Consider the following 25,326-nt stretch of genomic DNA (forward strand, 5'->3'; position numbering starts at 1 on the left):
ATGCGGGCTCCTTTAACTTACTGCAGCGGATTGTGGAACTGAACGCCTTCGATGGTTTGGCCGACGGGTCCGTCTTCGGTCAGGATGACCGGGATTCGATGGGTCATGGCGACCGCCCAGATCTGAGCGTCCCAGAAGCTCATCCGATGCTCTCGGACCGCTCGCAGCGCATGCTCGACTTGACCGACACTGACCGGATATACCGTCATGATCTGGCTGTAAAGAGTGATTACGCGGCTAAGCCACCCAAGATCGCAGCCTTTGCGAATCATGACCGAGGCGAATTCAGATACATTTTGCGTGGACAAACAAGCCTGGTGCCGGTATTCGTGCAACGTCTGGACCGCCCGCGCCTGCTTCTGCGGATCTGAGGGATCCCACGCATAGACCAGAATGTTCGTATCAAGGAGTACGCTCATGATCTCCTCCGAGCTTCCGGATTCTCGCGTCGTATTGCTCTTCCCGATTCCACTTCAAGTCCCGGACGGGCGATTGCTTCATCTCATTCAGCAGCTCGTTCCATGCGGCTTCATGGTCGCTCTTCTGCACCAAGTATTGCTCGATCCCCTCCCGAATAATCTCCGACTGGGGAACGCCCTTCTCGTTGGCGATTTCCTGCAATCTACGGTTCATCTCTTCGGTTAGATAGATTTGTTTGCGAATCATCCCCAACACCACCTCTAGTAATGTATACATTATACATATACACCACATCGCAAGTCAAGCACGCCAAAAACCGGCTAATCGCCGGTTTGATGGGTTGTGAAGCTGGTAGTTTACGTCACCCCTGCGCCCCACGGCTTAGCTCAACCCTTGAGCGCCCCCGCCTGCAGCCCGCTGATGAAGTAGCGCTGCAAGAACAGGAACAAGACGATCACCGGTGCGAGCACGAGGATAAAGCCGCCGAACAGCAAGCTGAGATCGGTCTGCCCGAGGTCGCCGAAAAACTTGTACAGGCTCAGCGTCACCGTCGGGTACTTGTTCGAGGTGAGCAGCACGAGCGGCAGCAGCAGGTCGTCCCAGATGTGGACGAACTGGAAGATGAACAAGGTGGCGCTGATCGGCTTGAGCAGAGGAAACACGATCTGCAGGAACAGCCGCAGCGTCGAGCAGCCTTCGATCTTCGCCGCCTCCTCGAGCTCGAGCGAGATGCCGCGGATGAAGCCGACGAACATGAAGATCGCGAATGACGACATGACCCCGACGTACACCATCGAAATGCCGAACAAGTTGTTGTACAGGTGGAACTTTTTCAGCACGAAGATGAGCGGGATAAACGCCGCCTGCACCGGCATAAGGATCAGCGACACATAGAACCAGTAGATCGAGCGGAAAAACCAATGGTTGATCCGCGCAATCGCATAGGCCGCCATCGAAGCAAAGAAGATGATGTAGATCAAGCTGAGCGCCGCGATCGAGAAAGTGACGACGTACGCCTTGAAAATCTCCATCGCCTGCGAGGCGCGCACGAAGTTGTCGAACCCTGCGCTGAAGTCCGGCAGCGCCAGCGGACGCTGCTGAATTTGCGGGTTCGTCTTCAGAGAATTCACGACGATCAGATAAAGCGGAATGCTGTACACGAGAGCAAGCAGCAGGATCGAGCCCTCGAACAATCGTTTGCGCCAGCGCCGCATCATTATTCGTAGGCCCTCCCTTCATAGCGCTTCGTGACAATGACGAATAGGAGCGTGATGACGAGCACGAACACGACGAGCACGAAGGCGGCCGCCATCCCGTACGCCAGATCGAGCGACTGGAACGCGTTCCGGTAGATCCGAATCGCGAGCGTCTCGCTCGCCCGGGCAGGCCCGCCGCCGGTCAAGGCGAAGGGCAGGTCGAACAGCTTGAGCCCCGCCGCCAGCCCGATCAGCGTGTTCACCGTGATCCCCGGGGCGATCATCGGCAGGATCACGCTGAAGAAGCGGCGGGTCGGGGAGGCGCCGTCCACGATCGCCGCCTCCTTGATCTCGGTCGGCACGTATTGCAGCGAAGCAAGGTACACGATCATGATCGGTCCGGTCAACTGCCATACCGCTACCATAAGAATGGTCCATGCAACATAATCCGGCGAGTCGACCCACAGTACCTTGATCGGCCGGTCCATGAGCCAGCTCAGCGCCTTGTTCATCAAGCCGTTGTTCGTGTCCAGGATGAAGCCCCAGACGTAGGCGCCGAGCACGATCGGCAGTAGCTTCGGGAAGTAGAACAGCGTGCGGACGAGGTTCTTCGTCTTGAACGCCTGATTGACCGCCAGCGCGAGCAGCAGCCCGAGCACATTCGTCAGCACGGCGATCGCGATCCCCATCCACAGCGTCCGATACATCGTCTGCACGAACGAGACGTCCGAGAAGATGCGCTCGTAGTTGCGCAAGCCGATGAATTTGTAATCGCCGATCCCGTCCCAGTTCGTCAAGCTGTAGAACAGCGTCTGCCCGACCGGAATAAGCATGAAGGTGAAGATCATGACCGAGATCGGCAGCAGGAACAGCAGGCCCGTCAGGAACAGGCGAAGCCGGATCGAGCCGAAGCGAAAGCCTAAGCCCCCGCCCGAGCCCAAGCTCTTGCCCGCACCCTTTCCCAAGCGGCTGCCCGGGCGGCTGTTCGAGTCCGCAGCATCGCCTAGGCGACTGTCCGAGCCTAAGCCCGTACTCAAAGCCGTGGTTTTGCCTGAGCCCAAACCCTGCCCCCCTCCGCGCAGCCGCGCCAAAACGCTAGTTTTCAGCTGAGCATTCGATGTCGGTTTCATGCGGCGTCCCCGTTATTTCTTAATTTTATCGTTGTATTCCTTGATCCACTCATCGGCCATCTTGTTCACGTCGCTGCCGAACGTCACACCCTGTGCCGTCTCGCTCAGCTTGATGAACACCGGATTCGTCATCGGCCCCAGGTTGGCGAACGTGTTCACGCGGCCCGATTTCAGCCAGTTCGTCGTCTCCGCGAACACCGGCAGCACCTCGCCGACACCTGGCATGGCCGACATGTTTTGTTTGGCTTTGATGATTTTGGCGAAGTTCTCTTTGCTGAAAAACCAGTTCATAAACGTCTTCGTCTCTTCCAGATGCTTCGATTTCGCGTTCATTGCGAAGCCGTCCTCGATCGTGTAGATGTAACTGTTGTCCTTGTCCGCCGTGTACGGCAAGTTCATGAAGCCCCACTTGAAGCCCGGGTTTTGCTGATCGATCTGCGCTGCGGACCATGTGCCGCCCATCACCATCGCCGCCTGTCCTTTGGCGAAAGCCTGGATCCCCTGCTCGATCGAGTAGGTGAAGCTGCCGGTCAGCACGTATTTGTTCAGCTTGTTGAAGCGGTCGTAGCCTTCTAGCAGCAGCGAACGATTTTTCACCCAGTCGACCTTGTTGCCGAGATAAGCTTCCTTGAATGCCGCGTCCTTGTTGGCCTGATTGCCGAACGTCCAGTGGAACACGTTGCCGATCGCCGTCGCCCATTTGCCCGCATACACCATGAGCGCCTGATTCTTGGCCTTCAGCTTCTCGCCCGCGTCCATCAGCTCCTCCCAAGTCGCCGGAGGTTTACTGTAGCCGACCGACTCGAACATCGGGATGTTGTAAGCGAATCCGACAAAGCCGAGTCCCGTCGGGAATACCGACATTTTGCCGTCTACCGTAACCCCTTTGCGCACATCCTCGGAAAAGTTTTTCGCCGACTCCAGCTGTCCCAGATCGTAGAGGAAACCCGCCCTGTTAGCCAGCAGCGTCAGCTCGTTCAAGGCGTTCAACTGGTAAATGTCCGGCATTTCCGCCGTCGTAATCATCGTCTGCAGCTTCGCATTCCGTTGATCGGCCGGCAGTGTCTCGACTTCTACGTTAATCTCCGGATGCACCTTGCGGAACTCGTTCACCATCCCGACGACCGTGTCGCGGTTCACGATCAGACCTTCGGCAATCTGCATCTTGAGCGTGACCGGATCCTTCTTCGCCGCGGGTCCCGACGGTGCCGGACTGGAGCCGCTGTCCGTTCCTCCGCTCGAGCAGCCCGCCAATACCATACTGCCGATCAATGTAGCTGCGATACCCCACCGAATCCTCTTTTGCATGCGAGTAAACAAGGGACTTGACCTCCTTTTAGTTGCTACTCCCAGCATAAAGCGCTTTCAGAGGAAAACCTATCACACGGAATTTGCATCTCTATCGCACAAAATTTGCTTCAATACCACATCGGTCCCCGCTCCCGGCATGCTCCTCAGCTCGATCGCCGCGCCTTCCGCCTGCAGCAAAAACCGTTGCGCTCCCACGTATAGCCCGGTGCCCCACTCCTTCAACAGGTCGACATTATCCCGGTTGAGCACTAGATCGATGGCTTGCTCGAAGCCGTTGCCGGTGTCTTTCACCTCGAAGATGAGCCATTCCTGACCTTGCGCAGGCTCTTGCTCCACGCAGCCGCGAATCTGAAGGCGAGCCTGCTGCTTGGCGGCGGTGTCCGGGAACTCACGCTCCTCGAAGCCATGCACGAAAGCGTTCTCGATAAACGGCTGCAGCAGCAGCTTGTGCACGCGGTAGCCCATGATCCGGTCCTCGAAATCAATCGTCACGTCCACCTTGCGCCCGATCAATTGCTGCTGGAGAAACACATAGTCGTTCATCCACTTGAGCTCTTCGCCGCAGGTGACCTTTTCGCCCGGCAGCGTCGTTGTGTAGCGCATGATGACCGACAGCGAGACGATCAGGTCGCTAGCCTCCTCCGGCTTCGCATCGAACACGCGGCACTGGATCAGGTCGAGCATGTTGTAGATAAAATGCGGGTTGATCTGGGCTTCGAGCGAGCGCATCTGAAAATGGAGCTTCTCCTGATACTCGATTCGCTGCCGCTCGAACAGCCGCTGAATTTCCGTCGTCATGTCGTTGAACACATCGCTCAGCATGCCGAGCTCGTCCGTCGAATGTTTGGTAATTTTTACGTGAAAGTGGCCGTCTCGGGCTTTTTTCATTTTATCCGCGAGGATGTACAGGGGCCGCATTTGTTTGGACAGAAAAGCGATAATCGCCGCCAATAGGATGAAATTCGCGATGATGAACAAGCCGTTGTTCTGGATCATCGGCACGATGTAGATTCGCGACAGCCGCTCGCTGGACAAATAGGCGGAAACCTCCCAGCCATAAGGGGCCAGCTGCTGGTGGACGATCGTGCTGGATTCGGCGACGGTCGGCTGTTTGTCGGTATGGTTGGTGAACAGCAGCTGCTGATGGGCATCGGTCACGACGGTTTTGATCAGCTCGTTGTCGGCCTCCGACTTGAGCAGCTGTGCGAATACGGCCGCGTCGATGGAGAGCAGGCTGACGCCGAGCGGCTTCAGGTCGATCGGGCTGCGGATCACTTGGCCGAACGAGAAATACGTCGCGCCGTCATCCGTTCCGAACAGCGGAGGGTGAGCGGTCAGCACCGTGTTGATCGGGCCGTTCGCAGCGATTTGGCGGAACCACTCCCGGTCGGCGTAACGATTGAGATAGCTGGAGAACTGCACCTGCGAGCGATCATTCGACTGCTGGTACATCAGCTCTCCGTCCAGCGTGAGATATGTGAAGACGAAGCGGCCGTTAATCTCCGATGTGAATCGGTTGCTGAGCTGCAAGAACACGTTGTTCAAGTACGGATCGTTGCGGGACAGCGGATTGTCGGCGGCGGCGCGCAGCTTGTTCTGGAAGACGATATCGGACTGATAGTCTCTGTAGATGTAGTCGTTCATTCGCTCCATGGAGATGACCTGCTGTCGCAGCGAGTCGATGCTTTCTTCGAGAATTGTTTCGTACTGGTGCACGATAATGTCGCGGGTGGTGCCGAGCCAGGACCGGAACAGGACGATTTCGAAAAATAAGGTGGGCAAGGTGACGAATACGATGAAGCCGATGACCATTTTGCGACGGAGGGAGGATTGGATGGAGGCGAACGGCGCTCTCATGTTCATGCTCATGGCTGAGAGGCACCTCCCGTAAGCCGCTGCTTGAAGGCGGATGGGGACAGTCCGGTATGCTTGCGGAACATCCGGCCGAAATAATTGAGGTTGCCGAACCCGGTGCGCCGCGCAATGTCGCCGATCTTGGCATCCGTCTCCTCCATCAGCTTCACGGCCAGGTTCAGGCGAAAGCTGTTGAGGCTCTGGATCAGATTCGTCCCCACCTTGCGGGAATACACCCGACACAGATGGCTCACGTTCACATGAAGCCGCTCAGCCAGCTCCTTGACGGTGATCGGGTAAGCGTATTCGGTGCGGATGATGTGGAGCACCTGCAGCACGAGCTCGTCCGTGATTTTGCGCTCGCGGATGAGCTGATGGAGCTGCTGCTCGGCCAGCTCGTCGAGCGCGAAGCCGTCGTGCGGCCGGTGCGCCGGCGCAGCGGCGGGGACCGCGGGCGCCGCTTCGCCCGGGGCGACGGCGGCGCGGCGCGCGGCGGGCTGCAGCTCGGCGGCGACGCGCTCGAGCACTTCCTCGAGCATCGCCGTCGACACCGGCTTCAGCAAATAATCGAAGGCGCCGCTCCGGATCGCGCGCTGCGTGTACGGGAAGTCGGCGTAGGCAGTCAGCACGATGCAGCGGGTGCGCTGCTTCTCCTCCTTCGCCAGCTCCTCCATGAGCTGGAGCCCGTCCAATCCGGGCATGCGGATATCGATGAAGGCGGCATCCGGCCTGGCGGCGCGGATGAGCTGCAGGCCGTCGCGCCCGTTGAACGCTTTGCCTGCAATTTCATAGTCTTCCTGCAATCGAGAGATTCGTTTCGCCAGCACGTGGCATAGCTCCTGCTGGTCTTCTACGACGACAATGCGCATGTTGGACGGCACCTCTCTGCCTGTGACGTACTTGTTGCTCTCAGTATTCCACTAGGTGGGCGGCGGCGTCAATATGTGGATCGCTGCCAGGCCTCCTCTTGCTCTTTAAGCGCGATTTTCGTGCTTACAGAATCGGGTTGTAGCTGCCTCGGAAGGCGAACCGGTAGTCCGGATCGATGCGAATGTAGCCAAGGATGCAATGGCGGCGCGGACGGTGGAACACGCAGGAGTAGTTCTCGTTGTCGCGGTTGCCTTCGGCGACGAGCAGTCGGTCGTCCTCGCACTCGAGCACGATGCCGATATGATCGTGATGCTCCTCGGACAGCAGTTGCTCATAGACAACGATGTCGCCCCGTTCGGGGGTGAAGCCCGCCTCGCCGTCTGTGTAGAAGAAACCGGTCTCGGGCAGCTTCGCCCATTCGACCCAAGCCCCGCAACCGGCGAACCGGCACACGCCGTTCGGATAGCGGATTGGCAACCGGAGTCCCGCTTCGCGGGCGCAGTAGTAGATGAAGGCGGCGCACCAGCTGTTTTGCAGGCCCTTGTAGATGTCCGGGTCCGGCCAATAGTGGCAGATCGCGCGGTAGTGGGGATCCTCGGGGTCGCCGAGAATAGTTCGGCCCGCGAGCGATTCCGCCATATTGGCCATCGCTTCGCGCGAGAATCGTCGCGGTGCGTCGACTGCAGTCCCGCTCCCACCCGCATACACCATCTGCAGAATTGCCACGATCTCCTCCCGCTGGAACAGACCGCTGTCTCTCAGAAGCGGCCTCGCCGCCTCCGCGCTGTTGATGCCCGGGAAGTCTTCGACACCGGTCAACCGACAGTAGTAATTGTGCAGCCAACCTGCAATCATAGCCAGTTCGGAGTCCACCCCTCCGCCCGAAGCACACCCTACCGCCTCCTCCATCGGGACCCGGGACATGTCTCTAACAGCCACCAACCGATCCATCGCCATCTTCCCTCTCATTCCGCCTTCGCCTCCTCCTCCTCTTCTTCTTCTACCTACCATTGCGCCTCCCCCAGGACCCGTAACATATCTCTAACAGCTGTCAGCCGATCCATCGCCATCTCCCCGCTCATTCCGCCTACGCTTCCTCCTCTTCTTCTATATACCATTGCGCTTGCGTCCGGAACATGGACGCATACTCGCCGCCCCGCGCGACAAGCTCCTCGTGCGTGCCCTGCTCCACAATGCGGCCCGCGCGCAGCACGACGATGCGGTCCGCGAAGCGCGCCCACCCGAGCCGGTGCGTCACGAGCAGCACCGTCCTCCCATGCGCCGCCTCGCGGAAGGAGCGGTGCAGCGCGGTCTCGTGCAGCGGGTCGAGCGCGGCCGTCGGCTCGTCGAGCACGAGCAGCGGCGCTTCGCGCAGCGCGGCGCGGGCCAGGGCGAGCCGCTGCCATTGCCCGCCGCTCAGCTCGCGCGCGCCGTCCGCGACCCGCCCGACGCGCGCGTCGAGCCCTGCCGCCGCGCCAGCGGCCAGGCCGCTCGCCCCGCTGCGCTCCAGCGCGCGGCGCAGCTCGGCCTCGTCCGCCTGCAGCGGGTCGCCGCGCCCGAACGCGACATTGTCGCGGAGCGTCGTCTCGTAGCGGACGAAGTCCTGGAACGTCGCTGACATTAGCGCTCTCAGCTGCGCCGGATCGAGCTCCTCATAACAGACGCCGTCCCAAGCAATCGCACCTTCGGTCGGCTTATACAGCCCGAGGATCAGCTTGGCCAGCGTCGACTTGCCCGCCCCATTTTCCCCGACAAGAGCGACCGTCTCTCCCGGGACCAATCGCAGACAAATCCCTTGCAGCACCGGATCCTCCGGCCGACCGGGATACGAGAACGCAACATCGGTCAGCTCCACAATCCCTTCCCTGCCCGGAATCTTGTGCGAGCGCAAACTGCCTGTCGCCTCCACACCGGAGAGCTCCCCCTGATGAAATTGCAAGTACTCGACCAAATCAATAATTTGCCCGCCCTGCATGTACAGCTTGCTGACCGGGTGCTGAATGCTCGACGCTATCCCGTACGCCTGGCGAAAAGCCAGAACCACTACTACCACTGCCCCCGCCGTCACACCGCCCGTTCCCAGCTTCAAAACCAGCCATACGACAGCTCCGAACAATCCCGCAATTTGCACCGTGGAGACGAACATTCCATGCCGTATTTCTCGCCTTCTCGCATCTGTCCGTTGCCGCAGCGAGCTGCGCATCAAGCCGGTCCACTTCTCCAGCAAGCCGCCCAGCGTACCGAAGAGCCGCAGCTCCTTCACTGTCTCCGGCCGCACCAGCTCTCGAGCCAAGTAGTCGGACTGCCGGCCTGAACGGGTCAAATCCCGGTTCAACCGGCGGACGACGAGCTCCGACTCGAGCCGAATCCCGAATGTAGCTACGCAAACGCCACCCAGCAGCAAAGTCATCCATGGATATACCAGCCAGACGGCCGCCATCAGCCCGCATGCCTCGAGCAGCAGCCTGAGAAGCGACGTCGCGTTCTGCAGGATGCCGACCAGCTCCGTACCGGCGGCCGTTTGCGCTCGCTGCAAGCGATCATAATACGTCGGCTCCTCCATTCGCTCCAACGGAACGGCGACCGCCCGCCGATGGACCTCCAGCTGGAGCTCGCGCGACGCCCTATCCTTCACCCGCAGCTCGATCAACTGGTTGCCTGCGCCAAGCAACACCTGGACGAGCATAATGCCGCCGAATATCGCCAAAGGCCGCCAAGCCAGTTCCGCCGTCTCCCTCCAAATCCGCTCCCCGCTTCCATCGCCGACCCCGGCGACGAAAAGATCGACCAGCTCTCTCTGCGCGGCAAAGCCGGGAACGATCAGCCATCCGAGCAGAAGCGGGATGCCCAGCCACAAGGAAGTCCACACCGGCGACCCTCGCCAGATGCGGCCAAGCAGCTCCAAGCTGCATCTCGCCAATCGCCTTCGGGAACCGTCCCCCACCGTTACCCCTCCCTTGTTCAACTGTACCATGCCGCTTGCAGGCGAAACATCCGGCTGTACACGCCATCCGCTCGCCGCAACAACTCGTCGTGCGTGCCCCGCTCCACCAACCTGCCATCGTCCATAACAAGGATCGTATCCGCCAGCTTGGCCGCCCCCAACCGATGGGTGACCAACAAAGCCGTCCTCCCTTCCGCCGCACGCAGGAACAGCTCGAACGCTTCTTTTTCCGCTTGGGGATCAAGTGCCGCAGTAGGCTCATCGTAGAAAACGACAGCCGTTCCGCTCACTAGAGCGCGTGCCGCCGCGACCTTCTGCCACTCGCCCCCAGACAGCTCGACCCCGCCGAACGGTGCCCCCAACTGGGCATCCAGCTCCACCAGCCGGCTGCCAACCGCACGAAGCGCCTCCAACTGATCCCGAGCCGACGCATCCGGCCGACCGAGCGCCATGTTTTCCCGAAGCGTCACATGAAGCCGCGTAAAATCCTGAAACACCGCCGCCATCCCCGGCTGTCCGCCGAGCCATTGGATCGCCCCTTCCGTAGGCGGATACAACCCACTCAACAACTTGATCAATGTGGACTTGCCGGAGCCGTTTTCCCCTACAAGCGCCACTCGGCTTCCTGGTGAAATCTTGAAGCTCACTTCGCTGACCGCATCCTTCTCGGCGCCTGGGTATCGGAAGGTCAACCCGCTTACCTGCAAGCCTCCCCGCTCCATACCTTCACACCCTGCGCTCGACGCTTCCTCCGCCACCCGCTCCTCCAGCTCCATATACGCACGAAAATCATTCCACCTCAGCATATGCTCGCGCAAAGCCGCCCACTGACCGCCCATACCGGACAGCCGGGCAAGCAGCATCGTTAATGCCATCAACAATAATGTGAAATCCCCCGCCGACCACCCGCCCGCTACTGGCAGCAGCACTAACAGGGCCACAAGCGCACCGCTCGTTAGCCCCATTAACAAAGCAGGGCCAAGCTTTCGCCACTCCCCCGCCTTCGCCGCTTGCCAGGCGGCCGCCGACTGTTCGTCGTGGAGCGCTGACCACCGCTGCGAAAGCAGCCCGCCAAGGCCGAACAGCCGCACTTCCTTGGCCGCCTCCCGACGAGTCAGGAGGTCTGTGTAATGCTCCTGCAGTCGGCGTTTCGGCGTCTGCTCCCGCAGGACCTGTTCTAGCCGCAGCTTGGCCCGCCCCGCCGCCGCCGCATTCAACCAAGCCGCCGCGCAAGCTAGCAAAGCCGGCAGCCAAGCGCCGAAAACAACCATCACCGCTAGCAGCAACGCCACTAACGTTCCATTTTGCAAAAAATGAATGGTAGAGTAACTGATTTCATATAGAGAGGCACGTGAGGCACGAGCGCGGAGATCCTGCATGATCGGCGATTCCACGTCGAGAAGAGGGAGCTGAGTAGTTTTGTGTAGCAAGAGGCGTTGCTGTTCCAGCGTTCCGAGCTCGCTCAGGCGAGCCATAGCCATCGGCACCGGTACGCCCAACACGATCTGCGTGAATACGAGGAGTCCGGCCAACAAACTGGCGGCAAGCAGGAACGGTTGCAGGGGATCGCCTGCGGTCCAGGTCTGGATCCGGTCGATCAGTTGCTTAACCAGCATGAGCTCGACGGGTGTAAGGCACACGGTCAGCAGCCCGCACACCGCCAGCAGCAGGAGCGGCTTTTTCTCAATGCGATACAGATGGCCCGCGGCTTGTTTGAAGCTTTTCGCATAAGGATAGTGGTCCAAAATGAGGCTTCCCCTCCCGCTCTAGATCCAGCACGATCCAGTATAGCAGAAGAAGATTCGGGGGAGTTGGGAAAGTTTTTTTGTAATGGAGTGAAGGCGGGTCATCGTTTATTCAAGTTAGACTTAGACTTTTGCAGAGCCGCCCGTTCCTTCTCGATGGTCTGGATTTCGAGGTCAATCTCTGCCATCGCGCGGTTTCGCATAAGAGGCATATGTCCTCTCGCGGCCGTCCGCGTTCCGCCTACAATCGTGCCGTTGTTATGGATGACTTCTCCGTGCAGCGTTACGATCTTTTCTCCTTTCCCAATAAGGGGCAAACACCGGATCGCCACCTCGAGACTATCGACAATAATCGTCTGCCCGAGCAGGTATGTGAACACATCCCGATAAACCGGATCAAACGCCACCAAATCGAGCGCGACGCCACGAAACCCTTTCACTTGGGACAACTGCCGCTCCCCCTGCTCGGACATTCGTTTGCCTTGAACCCGATTCAGGGGGATGAACGCCACTCTGCCTTGCCGATGCTGCCGAAGGTAGTTGATGGCCAGCAGAGCATCCTCCTCGGTTTCCGTGATGATGCACTCCAATTTGTCGCCTAGAATGACCTCGAGCGCAACCTCATACGGATTCGGGACTAGCAGTAAATCGGCAACCGCTCCGCGAATCCCCGCCAGCTGCTTCCTTTGAGCCTTCAGGACGCTGCGTACCCCTCTGCTGTAATTTTTGTAGTCCCCGTTAATCTCGATCATCGTTTGCTTGCGCAATTGCAAGGCTTGCAGCTTCCTGTCGCACTGCACCAGCTTCGAAATGGTTTCCATCACAGGTTCCTCTCTACTCTCCTAATAAGTCTACAATATACCATAATTTCCTAAAATACAAGAGCGAAAATAGAACATATATTCTCATTCCGATGTTTCGAACACTTTTTATGGGAATGGACTCGATGTGCCAATGTTATCATTTTTATGGAAGAACTATGTAGTCGAGTTCCGTTATAATAAAGCTGCACCTACTTATTGGGAGGCTTACCCTTGAAGCTAACGCGAGACTTACCCGAGAACCACGGGCTTTCCACCAAGCGGCTGCTTGCGTTTTTCGCGAAAATGGAACAGCTCCAGCTGAACGTCGACACCTTGATGCTGCTGCAAAACGGACAAGTGACCGCCGAATTTTGCCGGGTTCCCTATCGCTTGGATAGCCCCCGTCTGCTGTTCTCCCTCAGCAAAAGCTTCACTTCAATTGCAGTAGGCATCGCTTGGGACAGCGGTCTATTGGGGCTTCACGATCCGGTCGTCTCCTTTTTTCCCGACAAACTCTCGGATCTCCCACTCTCATCGAACTTGGCTAAAATGACCATCCACCACCTACTCTCCATGAATGCAGGGCACCAAGACAATATTTACGGGCCGGTAATCGGAAGCGGTGAGCAAGATTGGGTGAAGGCGTTTCTGAGGCAACCCGTGGAGCACGAACCCGGACATTGCTATCGGTACAGCACGCCTGCCACTTATATGCTTTCCGCTATCCTAGAGCAGGTGACCGGGCAGACTTTGGTCGATTTTCTGATGCCGCGTTTGTTCGAGCCGTTGGGGATATGCAGGCCTTCGTGGGAAACATGTCCAGGTGGCGTTTCAGCCGGTGGGATGGGGCTTAGTCTTTCCACGGAAGATGTAGCCAAATTCGGAGTCATGCTGCAAAATAAAGGGAAGTTCGATGGGAAACGCATCGTGTCTGAAGCTTACCTGGAGCTGGCAACGGCAGAACAAAGCGACAATCGTGCTGGTGCCACACGGATCGACGATGCACAGGGGTACGGGTATCAATTGTTTTTGGGTCGGCAGGGGTGTTACCGCGGGGTTGGTGGTTTTGGGCAGCTTTGTTTGGTTGCGCCGGAGCTTGGGGTAGTCGTAGTGGCCACATCGAGCTTCAGCAGCATGGCTCCTTTGCAGACGGTGCTGGACTTGCTCTATGAGCATATTCTCGGTCCGTTGGCGCTGGGCTGTGTCGGCTTGGAGACGGTGAACGGGTTGGATCGTCTGGCTTTGCAAAGGCAGTTGTCGGAGTGGGCGTCGAGCTCGGTTCCTGTGAGTAAGCCCGTTCCGGTCGGGAGCCCGGATTATGATGGCGGCAGCGGCAGGTATAGGTTTAGCGAGGGGAACCCGCTCGGCCTGCGGATGATTACGTTTGATCGAATGACGGTGGAGTTCGTCTATGAGGATGCTGGGCGGGATTGCAAGATTTCGTTTGATTTTACGCAACCTGTTCATTCGCAAGGCGTGTTTGTTAAAGATCTTTTGCTCCATTTGCAAGAGGTGGTCTGTTACGCGGCTTGGCAGGACTCGAGCTGCCTGGAGCTGACCCTCTATTATATAGAAACGCCTTATGTGGTTACTTATACGTTTGGGTTTGTGGAGGAGGCGCTGGATGTCGGTGTTCGGCAAAATGTATCTCTCAACGGCGGCGGAGTGCGTGACATTCAAATGCGGGGACTATTACGACAGGTAGACTAGCCAAGGGGGTACGGCATGCACATCGGCATAGATTTGGACAACACCATTCTGGACGCTACAGCTTCGCATTTGCACTATTACAATCTGGCGTCGGGGCGTTCGTTTCGACCGGAGGATTTGAACGACTTTTACATCTATCGGCTGTACGGCTGGAATCAAGAGGAACGCGAGGCGGTCTATCTGCGGCATGGCCATGATATACATTGGAACTCGCTGCCTTTGCCGATGGCCGTAGAAATGCTGCAGGAGCTGTTCGCCCGGCATCGGCTGTCCTTCATTACGGCACGGCCGGAGCTGTTTCGCGAGGTGACGGTGAATTGGCTGGAGCGTCACGGCGTGCCGTATCATCATATTTGTTTTGTGGAGGATAAGCTGCGGACTTGCATGGACTTACAGGTGGATGTGCTGATCGACGACGGTCCCCACTATGCGGAGCAATTTGCCTCAGCGCAGCGGCCGGTCATCTTGTATGAGCAGCCTTATAATGTAGCGGTTCGGCATGAGCTCGTGTACCGGGCGGCCAATTGGCTCGAGGTGCGGCAGCATGTGGAGGCGTTGGATGTTCGGTTACGGTTGGGTTGAGCGGGGTGCCGCGCGCTCGAGCCCCAAGACCCTCTAGCGCCTCCGGTACAGCAAAGCCCGCACCGCGAACCGCGGCAAAATCAGCTGCCGCCTCCAGCGCGAAGGCTGGTTGAGCAGACGGAACAGCCACTCCGCGTTCAGCTTCCGCCAGACCAACGGCGCACGGGGCACTTTGCCCGCGATGATGTCCAGGCTGCCCCCGACACCCATCGCGACCTTCGCGTTCAGTTGCCGCCGATACTTGTGAATGAACCGCTCCGCATTCGGCGCCCCTAGAGCCACGATCAGAAAATCCGGGCTGCACCAGCGAATCTCCTCTACGATCCTCTCCTCGTCCTCCGCCCCGAAGTAACCATGATGCCGTCCTGCCACAACCGCGCCTGGATATTTCGCCCGGATGACCTGGGCGGCTGTCTCGTTCGTCTGCTCATCGGCCCCCAGCAGGTAGAACGTCCAGCGCCGCCCGTCCCCTTCCGCCAGCAGCTCAAGCAGCAGGTCGCAGCCCGTCACTCGCTCCGGGAGCGGATTCCCTTTCAGGCGCGACACCATCACAATGCCGATGCCGTCCGCGGTCAGCAATCCCGCTCGATCCACAATCCCCCGCAGCTCCAGGTCGTGCTGACACGCCATCGCGATCTCCGGATTAAGCGTGACCACATGAAACAGCTCCTCCCGCCGCTCACCTTCAACCACACCGCCAATCCGCTCCACCGTCTGCGCCATGGTCAGCTTCGGCACCGGAATGCCCATTATGTTTGTATAGGAGTCCATAGCCAACTCGTCCCGCCCCTCATCTCATACTCTCTCACAAAATGCTATTCCTCCCCATCCTATCATCTAGTATGATTATGGCATAGAGCTACTTTTCCAATGAATGTCAGTCTATTACAACTTAGGAGGCTTCCTATGAGCAAAATTCGCCTGGGCATGATCGGCAGCGGCGACATCAGTAGACGGTACTTTGAACAGGCCGCCAAGCTGGAGGACGTCGAGTTCGTCGCCACTTATTCCAGAAAGCTCGAAAATGCGGAGCGGAAAGCTGCCGAACACGGCGTTCCCCGCTGGTACGACGACTATCGCCAGCTGCTGGACCGCGAGGAGCTGGACGCCGTCGTCGTCACGACCCCGCACTCCTTGCATGCGGAGCCGGTCATCGCGGCGCTGGAGCGCGGGCTGCATGTGCTGAACGAGAAGCCGATGGCCACTTCCTTCGAGGATTGCGCGCAAATGGTCTACCTGGCCGAGCAGCAAGGAAAAATCTTCATGAGCCTGCCCTATGATCAGAACCCGGCCATGCTCGCAGCCGCCCGATATCTCGACGAAGCCTACATCGGCAAAATCACCGGTGCTGAGGCGCAGCTTTCTTTGCCCGGTCCGCCTAGAGACAACTGGTACTACGACCGGTCCGTCTCGCATGGCGGCGCCGTGCTGGACTGCTTGGTATACCCGGTCAGCCGCATTGTAGCGCTGCTCGGTCCTGCCGTTAGCGTCATTGCGGAAGTGAACACGCTCATCCCGAACCGCATCGTCGGCGGCGGCAAACGCGTGAACAGCGACGTAGACGATAACGTCTCCCTCATCGTGGAGTTCTCCGGCGGGCAGCATGCGGTCATCCGCACCTTGTGGGGCATGTCGCTCAAGCAGAACAACACGATCCTTTACGGCCGAAAAGGAACGATAGCTTTGGGCGACAGCGGGTTTCCGCTGGTGATCCACTCTCCTGATCAACCATTGCCAGATGCTGAATCGGTTACTTGGAGAGGCAATACGGATTGCTACGTCCCGCACGCGACCATCGCCGCCATGCCGAACGAGTCGATGATCGCCCATTTCGCCCAATGCATCCGCACCGGCACACAGCCCGCCCAATCCGGCCGCCAGCAGCTGCATGTGCACGAGATTATGTTTGGCGCCTACCGTTCCGCCGAAACCGGCCGTCGGTATAAACTCACCACCACCTTCGACCATGGCGACAAGCTGAAACCCGACATTTTCGACACGCGAAGCGACTTTATTTAATCCCGTCAACTATCGAAAGGAGGCTCTCCCAGGAGCTTCCGCTCCGGCGCCGTGCTGCTGCATTACAAATTGACGTAATGCTCCATCCAACCTCATCCCGCCGGGAGCTCAGCACGCGGGGTTCGATGACGATCGAGCCCCATCCCGCTTCCGCCGGCTTCACCCCGAGCAGGCAGCGCGTAAACTCATGGAGCGGCAATGCTCCCCACGCACAGCAATCGCTCCGTTGTATATCGGGGTCCTCCGGCCATGTGGTCAGCCCAAGCTCCACGAGATCCTTCCATGGCGAGCATAAACGCACAGCGATAATAGGCATTCTCGTTGCCCGCTCGTCTTTCTCCGCCTTCCGGCGCATGACATGCCATCCAATCTGCTTGCTCAATCGCGAAATTAGTACCCATCTCTCATTCTCCCTCTCATCCATAAACTTTTGTATTGCTTAATTCAACAACGTTGAATTATGATTAACATAGTTGAAGTAAGTAGGAGGAACTTGCGATGAAAAAAGCGGTCATCATCGGAGCGCTCGACAGCAAGGGAGTCGAATTCGAATATGTCAAAATGAAGCTGGAAGCTTCGGGGATCCCCACGTTTGTCGTGAATACCGGCATCCTGGGTGAGCCCCGGTTCGCGCCGGACATCGACAGCGACACGGTCGCGGCGCATGCAGGGACATCCTTGCAGCAGCTTCGCGAGACGCGGGATCGCGGAGAGGCGGTAGCCGCGATGACTAGAGGCGTCGCCGCGCTCCTGCCTGAGCTGGTCGAGCAAGGAATCGTCGGAGCCGTGTTCGGCATGGGCGGTACGGCCGGCACCACCATCGGAGCGGCCGCCATGCAAGCCGTCCCGATCGGCATTCCCAAGCTGCTCGTCTCCACCGTGGCATCCGGGGACACCCGACCTTACGTCGGCGTGAAGGATATTGCCATGATGTACTCGGTCATCGACATCGCAGGGCTCAACACGCTATCCCGTCGCATCCTGGCGAACGCCGCCCATGCGTTGGCCGGCATGCTCCAGCATTACGACGCTGTGGAGGACGCCGCGGCTGAGGACAAAACCGTGCTGGGCATGACGATGTTCGGCGTGACGACCCCATGCTGCGATCAGGTGAGAATCCGGCTTGAAGCGGAGGGCTTCGACCTGCTTGTGTTCCACGCCACCGGAGCCGGAGGCACTGCGATGGAAGAGCTCGTTCGGGCGGGCTTCATCAAGGGTGTGCTCGATATTACAACGACCGAGCTGGCCGATGAGCTGGTCGGAGGCATTTTCAGCGCCGGCCCCAATCGATTGAAAGCAGCCGGGGCAGCGAACATCCCGCAGGTCGTTTCCGTCGGAGCGCTCGATATGGTCAACTTCGGTCCTCCGGACACCGTTCCCGCCACCTTCCGCGATCGCAAGTTTTATCAGCACAATCCAACCACTACCTTGATGCGCACGACATCCGAAGAAAACGCCGAGCTGGGCCGCAGACTCGCTGGACGGCTGAATGCCGGCAACGCGCCAACCATCTTGGTGTTTCCGGAAGGCGGCGTCTCGCTGCTTGATGTGCAAGGCAAAGCGTTTCACGGCGAGGAGCAGCGTCAAGCGCTTCTGCAAGGAATCGTCGACACACTGCGGCCGGACATTCCGCTTATACGGGTCCGCGAGGACATCAACCACCCGGACACGGCGAAGCAAATAGCCGAAAGCTTTTTACACCTCTACAGAGCCAATCCATAAGAACGGAGGGCGAATGGCCCCATGTTTTCCAGAAAAGAACTAGTAGATCGGTTTCGAGCCAAAATAGCGGTCGGCCAACCTATCATAGGCGGCGGAGCAGGTACCGGCCTTTCCGCCAAATGCGCGGAGGACGGCGGGATCGATCTCATCATCATCTATAATTCCGGCCGCTATCGGATGGCGGGGCGCGGTTCCCTGGCAGGTCTCCTCCCCTATGGGGACGCCAACCAGATTGTGGTCGACATGGGCAGCGAGGTGCTCCCTATCGTGCGGCGCACGCCCGTTCTCGCCGGGGTTTGCGGTACCGATCCTTTCCGCAGGATGGATGTCTTCCTCCCGGAGCTGAAGCGGCTTGGATTTTCCGGTGTCCAGAACTTCCCGACAGTCGGTCTGATGGATGGCGTGTTTCGTCAAAATTTAGAAGAGACGGGCATGAGCTACAATCTGGAAATCGAAATGATCGAAAAGGCGCATCGGCTGGATCTGCTGACAACCCCGTATGTGTTCAATGAAGAGGATGCGCGCAACATGGCGAAGGCCGGCGCAGACATTCTCGTTGCTCATGTAGGCCTGACGACCAAAGGAAAAATCGGCGCCAAAACCGCCCTCTCCCTCGATGAATCGGCCGATCTGGTACAGCGTATCCACGATGCGGGCAAATCCGTGAACCCGGACATTATCGTGCTATGCCATGGCGGACCGATTTCCGAGCCGGAGGACGCCTCTTACATTTTGCGGCATACCCGAGGGGTGGCAGGTTTCTTCGGCGCTTCCAGCATCGAACGCCTTCCGACGGAAACGGCGATTACGAATCAAGTCCGTCATTTTGTCCGCATGCTTGAAGCCTAGAAAAGGCCAGACAGGGCATTTTTAAAACATATGTAAACGGAAGCACGAACGAGCAATGGCGAGCTTTCATTTTCTGAAAAACCCGAGCAACGGGATCAGGCCGACCAACCCAAAATAGCGAACATATGTTTTTGACGTTTGACCCTGGCGAGCCCACCCTGCTACGATTGCATCAATTTCCACTTTCGGAGGGGTTGCATCTGTCGCACCAATCGCCGCGCTCCCATATGTCGAATCCATTTCCGGATTGGCTGGTTTTCTTTTTCAAGCAGCTGGTCGGTTCCAAAAAGGAATTCCTGCTCATTACGCTGCTCACCGCGCTCGCCGCCGCTTGCGGGACGGCCGTCCCCTTGCTGATCGGCCGGTTGATGGATGCAGTCGCGCATCGGCAAGGTCAAGGGTTGACCGCCATGGCCGCCGGGTTGCTTGGCATCATCCTGCTGGGAGAGCTGCTCGCCGCTTACCGTGCCTACGTGTCCTCGAAAGCAATGGTAGGGCTGTCTTACAAGCTGATGGAGGATACGCTGGCCGCCCTCTTGCGCACGAACGCACGGTTCTTTCACGAGACGCCGCGCGGGGAGCTGCTGCAGCGATGCACGCAGGATACGAAAATAATCCAGCGATTCGGCCTGTCCACCCTGCCCTCGTTCGCCCAGGATGTGCTGCTCGCCGCCGCCGCGCTCACCATGCTCATCCGGTGGAATGGGGTGCTAGCCCTTCTCTTGGTGGCTGCTTTCGTGCTCCTCTTCCTCCCCGTCCGACACTTCGGGCGCAGACGAGGCGCCGTCCGCAAGCTGGCAGCCGCTCACGACGCCGCCCTGCGGTCAAGCTTGCTGGAGAAGCTGGGCTTCATCAAGCAGATCAAGCTGTACGGGACGGAGCGTATGGAGCGCGCTTCCTATGAGTCGGAACAGCAGCGGTGGGCGGAGCTATACTACCAGGACAGCATCGTCGACACGATGTACCGCACGTTTCCCCGCATCCCCGACTCGCTGGCGCCGGCGCTCGTCTTCGTCTTCGCCGGCTGGCAGCTGGCGACCGGACATGCTACGGTGGGACAGCTCGTGGCGATTCTCGCTTTCATTCCCGCGATCAACGCGCCGGTGCGCTCGTTCTTCGGGCTGTACGTCAGCTTCGCGGACATCAAAGTGCGGATCGAAGGCATTCAAGCCTATATGCGGCTGCCGAGCGAACCCGGCTTGCAGCCGGGGCTGCGCCAGGAAGGGGACTACAGACGGGCGGCTATCGAGTTCCACGATGTGTGCGTGGCGGAGGAGCGAGGCGAGCTGCTTCGCGGGCTGCGGTTCCGTATCGAGCCCGGCGAGCATGTGGCGGTCGTCGGGCCGAGCGGCGCAGGCAAGAGCACGCTGCTGAAGCTACTGCTCCGGCTGCAGGAGCCGACCTCCGGCGAGATCCGGATCGGCGGCGTGCGTACGGAGGAGTTGGACGCCACGCATTTGCGCAGCCGGATCGGGTATGTGATGCAGGAGGGCGTCTGGTTTCGGGACAGCTTGTACCGAAACTTGACGTTCCTCGGCGAAGCCGATGTGCAGACGTTGGATCACTGGATGCGGGCTTTCGGGGCGGAGGATATTCCTGAGCAGCTGCCGCAGGGCTACGACTCCGATATAGGCCCCGGCGGCGATCGTCTGTCCGGCGGCCAGCGCCAACTTCTCGGGCTGATTCGGACGCTTGTGAAGCAGCCCGATCTGTTGCTGCTCGACGAAGCGACCGCCTCGCTCGATCAGCAGAGCGAGCTGCGCGTGCTGGAAGCGTTGGACCGGCATGCCGGCGGCATCACGCGCATAAACGTCACGCATCGCCTGCGCTGCGCCGCCCTGGCCGACCGCATCCTCGTGCTTGACCAAGGCGAGCTGGTCGAGCAAGGGACGCATCGCGAGCTGCTCGACCGAGGCGGACTGTATGCCCGGCTGTGGCGCCAAGAAGCCGCGGAAGGAGGTGTCGCCGATGAGCACGAGCTTGCCGTCAGCCGCTGATCGCAAGAGGATTACTGCTTATCTGCGGAAGGCCTATGGTCCTTATCGCGCGAATATCGCCCTTATCGTGTTGAAAAATGTAGTCGGCAGCCTGCTGTTCATGATTCCCCCGCTTCTCTCGAAGTACATGCTGGAGCGTGTGTTACCGCAGCAGGACGTATCCCTGTTGGTCGCTGTGGCGCTCTGCATGATTTTGGTTCCGATCACGGGGAGTATGATCATTTTGCTCGAAAATCGTTGGTCCAGATTCATGCTGACCTTGTCGGCGCAGGGACGGACGGAGCTGTATGAGGGCATCCAGCGAAAGCCGCTTGCATGGCATCGGCGGCAGACGGTTGGCGATTTGACCACGAGGCTGCTGGACGATACGCACAGGATTACGGATCAGGCTTTCGGGCATGTCGGTTTTTATTTGTTCCATATTGTGACGATCGCGGCCGGCTGCTCCATTCTTCTGTTCTTGCATCCGTTGCTCGCCGCCGTCGTGCTGAGCGTATGGATTGGCCAGACGTTATTGTTGTCCAGACTGAGCCGCTATGCGAAGAACAAAGCCGCCCAAGTCGCCCGCCAAAATTCGGCCGTAGCCGAGACGGTTCGAGAGCTTGTCTCCGCCGCCGGCTTCCTCAAAGCAAACGGCCAAGAGGACCAGGCCATGGAGAAAGTGAACGAGTTTTTGCGCCGGGAGTGGGAGGCTACTCGCAGCGGCGTCTTGACGGACCATCGGGTCAGTCTGCTGCAGGCCGCGCTGAACGCCTTGTCGCTTGTGCTGATGTATACGGCGGGAGGTTATTTGGTGCTGCGCGGGGCGCTGACAATTGGGGGACTGGTTGCCTTTATCGCCGTTTTCAACTGGCTCCGGCCTTTCGGCATGGCTTTCATTTCACGGACGTTAACGCTTCAGAAACTGTCGGCCGCCGTTGAGCGGGTTGCGGAAGTCGCGTTTGCCGGGGGGACATCGGCTGAGACGGAGATGGTTGCAGGGCGGAGGATTCCGTCTGGTCCAGTGACTGTAGAGGTGCTGGGACTTAGCAGTCGTCGTGACGGCCGAGCCGTGTTGGAGCAGATTGATTTGAGCTTAACGCCAGGCTCCGTCACCTCCTTAGTCGGACATCGGGGTTCCGGAAAATCTACATTCGCCGAGCTGTTGCTCGGTTTGGAAGAGCCTACTGCCGGCCTTATTCGGCTGAACGGGATTCCACTGGCGGAGATTGATTTGAATTGGCTGAGGCGCCATATGCTAGGTGTAACTCAGGAAGTGATGCTGCGCAGCGGGACAATTCGCGATAATATTGCTTACGGGCTCGAGAAGGTCGATCCGCAGGAGCTGCAGAATGTGATGCGGGTTACGGAGCTGGCAGACTGGATCGCCCGCCTTCCCGACGGACTCGATACCCGGGTCGGCGAGCAAGCGCTGCAGCTGTCCGGAGGCGAGCGGCAGCGAATCAGCATCGCCCGGGCTTTGCTGCGACGACCGTCCGTGCTTATCCTGGACGAATCGACGTCAGCGCTAGATCAAGGGACCGAGCGCCGACTGCTGGACAAGCTATTGGCGGAGCATGAGGGGATGACCTTGCTCTTCATTACCCATCGCCTCGATGTGGCGCAGCGATCGGATCAGATCCTCGTGCTGCACGAGGGACGACTGGCCGAGCGCGGGACGCATGAGGCGCTGTTGGCGAAGCCCGGCCTCTACTATGCTCTGTGGGAGGCGGGGGAAGCTCGGTGAGGCTGCCGCGTGCAGCCTCAGTCGCTGCGGCGGTTGGTTGCCGCGCGCGGCTGCGGTTACCAGCCCATCCGATCCCGAAGCGAAGCGATGTGCGCGATATGATGGCGACCGTGCCAAGCGTATAGCCCGACGTTCCAATTGAGCCGAATCGTATTGCCCGACTCCGGGTGCGCAAAGGTCAGCGCCAGCTCTTCCCGCGTAAGGGTGCGCAGCAGCGAAGCCCAACGAATGTGCAACGATTCCAGGAGTGTGAGCGAGACTTCCACGGGTAGCCGGGAATCCGGCAGCTCGGCCCACCGCTCCTCGCGGTACGGCTTGATCGTCGGATTCGGCTCGGTGAGCGCCAGCTTGAACCGGGTGTAGCTGTTCAGATGACTGTCGGCCAGATGATGCACGACTTGCCGCACGGTCCAGCCGTCCGGACGATAAGGTGTGTCCAACTGCTCTTCGCTGAGTCCAGCCACCGCCGCCCGCAGTTGGGCTGGAGCGGCTTCGATCTCCTCCATCCAGCGGTTGCTTTGTTGCTGCGAGATGTCGCCCTCCCATTGGAATCGGCCTATCGGGAAACGCAAATCCGTCATTGTTCTCGTACTCCTTTCGTCTTCAGAAGAAGTTCATCTACCGTCATTACGACAGCATCGGCCGAGCCGAACCTTGTCTTCACTTCGACGAGTCCTTCCGCCGCGTGTTTGCCGACGGTGACTCGGATCGGGATGCCGATCAGATCGGCGTCCTTGAATTTGACGCCCGGGCGTTCGTCCCGATCGTCCAGCAGCACGTCGATGCCCGCTTCCCGGAGTTGCCGGTATAGCGACTCCGCGAGTGCGGTCTGCTGCTCGTCCTTCAGCGACACTTGGATCAGATGCACCTGGAACGGCGCGACGGCGGCCGGCCAAGCGATGCCGTTCGGATCGTGATGCTGCTCTACGATGGCGGAGAGCAGCCGGGACACGCCGATGCCGTAGCAGCCCATGACCAGTGTCCTCGTCTGTCCGGCGCGATCCAGCACGGTCGCTCCCAGCTTCTCGCTATAGCGGGTGCCGAGCTTGAACACATGACCCACCTCAATGCCGCGATGGAACTGCAGCAGCGCGGAGCAGTGCGGGCATGTATCTCCGGCGGCGGCGTTGCGATACTCGCCAACGAGGGTAGGCGCAAAATCCCGACCAGGCACGACATGCCTCATATGGTAGTCGTCTTCGTTTGCACCGACGATCGCTTCCGGCATGTTGGCGGCATCGCGGTCCACCAGCAGCAGCGGTACATTCAGCCCGACCGGACCTATGAAGCCGAAGGACACGCCTGCAAGATTCCGTGCCGCCGCTTCGTCGGCCAGCTCCAGCTTCTGGGCGCCCAACGCCTCTCTCACCTTGATCTCGTTGACCTCATGATCCCCTCGCACCAGGACGGCAACGAGTCGGCCGTCCGCCACATAGAGCAGCGTCTTGATGCAGTCGCTTGCCGCCGCGCCGGTGAATACCGCAAGCTCCTCGATTGTCTTGATTCCAGGCGTATGAAACTTCTCCATAGCTGCTATAGAGGAAACCGAATCTTCGCAGCCGCCGCTGCTATCGCTGTCCCTGGCGTCCACCTTCCGTGCTGCTGCGAACTCGGCTTTCTCCATGTTAGCCGAGTAGCCGCAGTTGGTGCACGACACGATCGTATCCTCGCCGATGTCAGCCAAGACCATGAACTCATGCGTGCCGCCTTCGCCTCCGATCGTGCCGGGATCGGCTTCGACCGCTCGGTAGTTCAGCCCGCACCGGTCCAAGATGCGCACGTACGCGTCGAACATGCTCCGATAGCTGCGGTCCAGCCCCTCCAAGTCCAAGTCGAAGGAATAGGCATCCTTCATCAGAAATTCCCGTCCCCGCAGCAGCCCGAACCGCGGGCGGCGCTCGTCGCGGAATTTCGTCTGGATCTGGTACAGGGTTAGCGGCAGTTGTCGGTACGAGGACACCTCACTGCCGACAAGGCTGGTGATCACTTCCTCGTGTGTCGGCCCCAGGGCGAACTCCCTGCCGTGCCGATCCTGCAGCCGGACAAGCTCCGGGCCGTATAGCTCATACCGGCCGGACTGCTGCCAGAGTTCCGCCGGCTGCAGCGCCGGCATAAGCAGCTCCTGCGCGCCGGCCCGGTCAAGCTCGGAGCGCACGATCGCCGCGAGCCGCTGCAGCACGCGCTGGCCGAGCGGCAAGTACGTGTACACGCCGGCCGCGACTTGGCGGATGTAGCCCGCGCGCAATAGCAACTGGTGGCTCATCGCCTCCGCTTCAGTCGGCGCTTCGCGCAATGTAGGAAGCAGCAAATGTTGTTGTCGCATTGAGATGACCTCCTTGGATGGTAAACTGAATAGGGTCGTGCGTACGGCTCACGGAACGGCTCGCATTCCTGCTGTAAGCACGAAAATCGTGCTTACGGCTCACGGAACGGCTCGCTTGCCCGCTG

General features: G+C 59.3%; 22 protein-coding genes. 7 read left to right on the top strand and 15 right to left on the bottom strand.

Annotated features, from left to right (window positions below; genetic code table 11):
- Positions 1-17 precede the first annotated feature (17 nt).
- The 11 genes from PKO02S_RS17385 to PKO02S_RS17435 all read right to left on the bottom strand — a co-directional run bounded on the left by PKO02S_RS17385 (position 18) and on the right by PKO02S_RS17435 (position 12,291).
- On the bottom strand, positions 18-419 hold the full coding sequence (locus PKO02S_RS17385) for a PIN domain-containing protein (RefSeq protein ID WP_127585111.1): 402 nt from the start codon (positions 417-419) through the stop codon (positions 18-20).
- The gene (locus tag PKO02S_RS17390) at positions 403-666 is read right to left on the bottom strand and encodes a ribbon-helix-helix domain-containing protein (protein ID WP_164821516.1); all 264 of its coding nucleotides are present in this window, start codon (positions 664-666) and stop codon (positions 403-405) included. The genes PKO02S_RS17385 and PKO02S_RS17390 overlap by 17 nt, the downstream gene beginning before the upstream one ends.
- A gap of 140 nt (positions 667-806) precedes the next feature.
- A complete protein-coding gene (locus tag PKO02S_RS17395; RefSeq protein WP_127585113.1) occupies positions 807-1,637 on the bottom strand; it encodes a carbohydrate ABC transporter permease in 831 nt (276 codons plus the stop codon).
- The gene (locus PKO02S_RS17400) at positions 1,637-2,746 is read right to left on the bottom strand and encodes a carbohydrate ABC transporter permease (RefSeq protein ID WP_127585114.1); all 1,110 of its coding nucleotides are present in this window, start codon (positions 2,744-2,746) and stop codon (positions 1,637-1,639) included. The genes PKO02S_RS17395 and PKO02S_RS17400 overlap by 1 nt, the downstream gene beginning before the upstream one ends.
- Positions 2,747-2,758: 12 nt before the next feature.
- Positions 2,759-4,066: an ABC transporter substrate-binding protein gene (locus PKO02S_RS17405; RefSeq protein ID WP_164821517.1), complete on the bottom strand. Its 1,308-nt coding sequence runs from the start codon at positions 4,064-4,066 to the stop codon at positions 2,759-2,761.
- A 60-nt stretch (positions 4,067-4,126) separates the two neighbouring features.
- A complete protein-coding gene (locus tag PKO02S_RS17410; RefSeq protein WP_127585116.1) occupies positions 4,127-5,926 on the bottom strand; it encodes a sensor histidine kinase in 1,800 nt (599 codons plus the stop codon).
- Positions 5,923-6,780 (bottom strand): response regulator transcription factor, encoded by an 858-nt coding sequence (locus PKO02S_RS17415; protein ID WP_127585117.1) that lies wholly within the window; start codon positions 6,778-6,780, stop codon positions 5,923-5,925. The genes PKO02S_RS17410 and PKO02S_RS17415 overlap by 4 nt, the downstream gene beginning before the upstream one ends.
- Before the next feature lie 124 nt (positions 6,781-6,904).
- On the bottom strand, positions 6,905-7,750 hold the full coding sequence (locus PKO02S_RS17420) for a CHAP domain-containing protein (protein WP_127585118.1): 846 nt from the start codon (positions 7,748-7,750) through the stop codon (positions 6,905-6,907).
- 118 nt (positions 7,751-7,868) lie between these two features.
- Positions 7,869-9,725: an ATP-binding cassette domain-containing protein gene (locus tag PKO02S_RS17425; protein ID WP_246067102.1), complete on the bottom strand. Its 1,857-nt coding sequence runs from the start codon at positions 9,723-9,725 to the stop codon at positions 7,869-7,871.
- Positions 9,726-9,742: 17 nt separating this feature from the next.
- Entirely contained in the window at positions 9,743-11,470 is a 1,728-nt protein-coding gene (locus tag PKO02S_RS17430; protein WP_246067103.1) for an ATP-binding cassette domain-containing protein, read from the bottom strand.
- A 101-nt stretch (positions 11,471-11,571) separates the two neighbouring features.
- A complete protein-coding gene (locus tag PKO02S_RS17435; RefSeq protein WP_127585120.1) occupies positions 11,572-12,291 on the bottom strand; it encodes an SMC hinge domain-related protein in 720 nt (239 codons plus the stop codon).
- A 213-nt stretch (positions 12,292-12,504) separates the two neighbouring features.
- Here PKO02S_RS17435 and PKO02S_RS17440 point away from each other — a divergent pair, with 213 nt between their 5' ends.
- A complete protein-coding gene (locus PKO02S_RS17440) occupies positions 12,505-13,983 on the top strand; it encodes a serine hydrolase domain-containing protein (protein WP_127585121.1) in 1,479 nt (492 codons plus the stop codon).
- Between the two features lie 15 nt (positions 13,984-13,998).
- Positions 13,999-14,565 (top strand): 5' nucleotidase, NT5C type, encoded by a 567-nt coding sequence (locus tag PKO02S_RS17445; protein WP_127585122.1) that lies wholly within the window; start codon positions 13,999-14,001, stop codon positions 14,563-14,565.
- Positions 14,566-14,598: 33 nt separating this feature from the next.
- On the opposite strand, the gene PKO02S_RS17450 is transcribed toward PKO02S_RS17445, so the two are convergent.
- Positions 14,599-15,336, bottom strand: a complete 738-nt coding sequence (locus tag PKO02S_RS17450; RefSeq protein WP_127585123.1) for a WecB/TagA/CpsF family glycosyltransferase — start codon at positions 15,334-15,336, stop codon at positions 14,599-14,601.
- Between the two features lie 135 nt (positions 15,337-15,471).
- Between PKO02S_RS17450 and PKO02S_RS17455 the strand changes: the two genes are divergently transcribed.
- Complete coding sequence (locus PKO02S_RS17455) at positions 15,472-16,584, top strand: Gfo/Idh/MocA family protein (RefSeq protein ID WP_164821518.1); 1,113 nt, start codon at positions 15,472-15,474, stop codon at positions 16,582-16,584.
- A 185-nt stretch (positions 16,585-16,769) separates the two neighbouring features.
- On the opposite strand, the gene PKO02S_RS32430 is transcribed toward PKO02S_RS17455, so the two are convergent.
- Positions 16,770-16,985 (bottom strand): hypothetical protein, encoded by a 216-nt coding sequence (locus PKO02S_RS32430; protein ID WP_164821519.1) that lies wholly within the window; start codon positions 16,983-16,985, stop codon positions 16,770-16,772.
- A 97-nt stretch (positions 16,986-17,082) separates the two neighbouring features.
- On the opposite strand from PKO02S_RS32430, the gene PKO02S_RS17460 reads away from it, so the two are divergent.
- The 4 genes from PKO02S_RS17460 (at position 17,083) to PKO02S_RS17475 (ending at position 22,878) form a co-directional block, all read left to right on the top strand.
- Positions 17,083-18,306: a Tm-1-like ATP-binding domain-containing protein gene (locus tag PKO02S_RS17460; RefSeq protein WP_127585125.1), complete on the top strand. Its 1,224-nt coding sequence runs from the start codon at positions 17,083-17,085 to the stop codon at positions 18,304-18,306.
- A gap of 21 nt (positions 18,307-18,327) precedes the next feature.
- The gene (locus tag PKO02S_RS17465) at positions 18,328-19,155 is read left to right on the top strand and encodes a phosphoenolpyruvate hydrolase family protein (protein WP_127585126.1); all 828 of its coding nucleotides are present in this window, start codon (positions 18,328-18,330) and stop codon (positions 19,153-19,155) included.
- Between the two features lie 227 nt (positions 19,156-19,382).
- A complete protein-coding gene (locus PKO02S_RS17470; protein ID WP_164821520.1) occupies positions 19,383-21,152 on the top strand; it encodes an ABC transporter ATP-binding protein in 1,770 nt (589 codons plus the stop codon).
- On the top strand, positions 21,124-22,878 hold the full coding sequence (locus tag PKO02S_RS17475) for an ABC transporter ATP-binding protein (RefSeq protein ID WP_164821521.1): 1,755 nt from the start codon (positions 21,124-21,126) through the stop codon (positions 22,876-22,878). The genes PKO02S_RS17470 and PKO02S_RS17475 overlap by 29 nt, the downstream gene beginning before the upstream one ends.
- 56 nt (positions 22,879-22,934) lie before the next feature.
- Here PKO02S_RS17475 and PKO02S_RS17480 read toward each other — a convergent pair whose 3' ends face one another.
- Positions 22,935-23,459, bottom strand: a complete 525-nt coding sequence (locus PKO02S_RS17480; protein WP_127585129.1) for a YfiT family bacillithiol transferase — start codon at positions 23,457-23,459, stop codon at positions 22,935-22,937.
- Positions 23,456-25,201: a proline--tRNA ligase gene (locus PKO02S_RS17485; RefSeq protein WP_127585130.1), complete on the bottom strand. Its 1,746-nt coding sequence runs from the start codon at positions 25,199-25,201 to the stop codon at positions 23,456-23,458. Before PKO02S_RS17485 ends, PKO02S_RS17480 begins: the two co-directional genes overlap by 4 nt.
- Between the last annotated feature and the right edge of the window lie 125 nt (positions 25,202-25,326).

The organism is Paenibacillus koleovorans NBRC 103111 (genome assembly GCF_004000845.1).
Taxonomy (GTDB): domain Bacteria; phylum Bacillota; class Bacilli; order Paenibacillales; family NBRC-103111; genus Paenibacillus_AA; species Paenibacillus_AA koleovorans.